The 2,281-nt window shown below is 67.2% G+C and carries 2 protein-coding genes; one reads left to right on the top strand and one right to left on the bottom strand.

Annotated features, from left to right (window positions below):
• On the bottom strand, window positions 1-549 hold a 549-nt coding region (locus CAPSK01_RS19800; RefSeq protein WP_034930866.1), incomplete at its 3' end, for a hypothetical protein.
• Between the two features lie 215 nt (window positions 550-764).
• On the opposite strand from CAPSK01_RS19800, the gene CAPSK01_RS19795 reads away from it, so the two are divergent.
• Window positions 765-2,281, top strand: a 1,517-nt coding sequence (locus CAPSK01_RS19795) for a hypothetical protein (RefSeq protein ID WP_034930864.1), incomplete at its 3' end; no start/stop codon positions are given.

Below are 2,281 nucleotides of genomic sequence, written 5' to 3'. Positions count from 1 at the left end.
CACCAGGTGCGGCTTGGCCTTGGCGAGCCAGGCCACGCCATCAGCCAGCGGCATCAGCTGGCCGTCAGGGCCGGCGAACAGAAGCTCGTCGCCCTCCTCCTTCAGCCGTGCGCCGACAAGTGCGCGCACGTCGTCGGCATCGATGAAAGAGTGCTTGCTGACCTGCTCGGAGATCGCTCGCTCGCGCCGCTCGGTGGAGTACCGCGTGGTGATTTCTTCCAGGCTCTTGGTGCGCTCCGCCAGATCCCGCTCGGACCGCTTGAGCTTGGCCTCGAATTGCTTGAGCGCTTCGGCCTGCCCCTTGGCGTCCGGGAGGTTGTCCAGGTCTTCTGGGCTCTCGATACCGAGCTTCTCGAGCGCCTTGGCGATCAGTGCGTCCTTGCCCTTGCGCCCCTCGATGGACTCCTGAGCGGCCTTGCGCGCCTTGTCCTCGGCCTTGAGGGCGCGGGCTTCCAGCGGCTCCACCAGCTTGGCTACGTCGGCCAGTAGCGCGGACAACGTCTCGTCATCCAGCATCTTGCCCTTGTAGGCGTCCAGAGAAAGATTCATGCGGGTTGCTTCCAGTGGGCTGTCCCGGCACTGATCGCGCATCCCGCGCAATCGGTGCGTCTCGGCCCCGGCTTCTCGCCGGCATGCCTTGGGCGCGCATGGTGGGCCTTCGTCGTCTCACGCCGGCCGCAGCAGCGAGAATGTTTCGCCGCGCCAGTCGCGTTTTCTCTTGCAATGCGCCTCGGCGAGACGCCCGGCACGCAGCATGCGCGCCCATGAGCGCATCCAGCACCGATCTGGCGCGGTTCCAGTTCCTGGCCGAGGCCTTCCATGGCGTGGGCGGCTTCGCCCCGCGCATCGTCTGGGTCGACGAGACGGTGCAGGTACGCGACCCAGGCGGCAACACGACGCAGGCGGTGCGCCGGGTTCCCAAGATGGCCGGCCCGTGCCACCTCGTACCCCACCCCCGCGAGAGCCCGGAAAAGTTCGCGGCCCGCGCAGCGACGGCCAGCTACGAGAACCATTTACGAGAGGCGTGTGAGCGGTTCGTCGGCTATCTCGGCCGGCGTCGACCGATGAGGCAAGGCACTGAGTCACCGCTCGCACAGTTGCTGCTGGGCGACGCCGACTTGCGCGGAACTCCCCTGGACGGCGTGTTCTCTCAGCTGGCCATGCACGCGAAGGCGCGCGGCTCGGTGCTGCTGCTGCTGGACATGCCGGGCGCGCCTGACGATGCATCGCCGCGGTCGTTGCAGGACCAGATCGAGCGCCGCGCGGTGCCCTACTTGCGCATCCTGATGCCAGAGGACCTGCTCAGCTTCGAGGTAGACGCTGAATCCGGCGCGTTCACCGAAGTGCGCCTGCGGACAGTGGAGCGCATCGCAGGCAAGCACCGCGATTGCATCCGCACCTGGACGGCGGCAGGGTGGGCTCTGCACGCGGGTGACGAGCTCGTGGCCAATGGCGAGCACCGCTTCGGGCAGTGCCCGGTATTGCCCTTCACCGAGAGCGGCGACTGCTTCCCGCACATCGGCAAGTACGCCCAGATTGCCGACATGAGCCGCGGCATCTACAACCATCGCAGCCGGCTCGAGGAGCTGCTGGCTGCGCAGACGTTTTCGATCCTCACGCTTCAGGTGCCGCAGACTGGCAACCAAAACGTGATGGACGCTGTGGCCACGATAGGCACGAGCTCCATCCTGACCCACCAGGGCAACACGCCCGCCTTCATCTCACCCGATCAGGGCAACGCCGAGACATACCTGAGGGTCATCGACTCGATGCAGCAGGCCATACGTCGCGTGGCGATGGACGAGGCCAGCGCAGAAGGCGGCGCCGCAGAGAGTGGCATCGCGCGTCGACTGCGCTTCGAGCGATTGAACAGCGACCTCGCATCGTTCGCCTCGCGGCTGCAGTCGCTCGAGCGCCGCATGTGGAAGATGTTCCACCAAGCGCTGGGCACCACAAACCGGGTGACCACCGAGTGGCCGACCGACTTCAACATCTTCGACACGCTCACCGAGCTCGACGTGCTCAGCGCCATGCAAGTTGCCGGCTTCGGCCCGCGCGCCCTGGCGCTGAAGCGCCGTGCTGTGGCCGCGGCGGAATTCGATGCGGCCGACGAGGCGGACAAGGCCGCCGCACAGGCCGAGATCGACGAGACTCTGCAGGGGCGCGCGCCGGAAAGCGCGCCGGAAAGCGACGCTGCGCCCCCCGACGATCCCGCTGCGCCCGCAGCCGACATGCAGCCCATCATCGACAGGCTCACGGCTATCGAGGCTGCGCTGACGAC

The organism is Candidatus Accumulibacter vicinus (assembly GCF_000584955.1).
Classification (GTDB): domain Bacteria; phylum Pseudomonadota; class Gammaproteobacteria; order Burkholderiales; family Rhodocyclaceae; genus Accumulibacter; species Accumulibacter vicinus.
The sequence above is the reverse complement of the archived record's forward strand: the minus strand, read 5'-3'. Positions and strand labels throughout refer to the sequence as shown.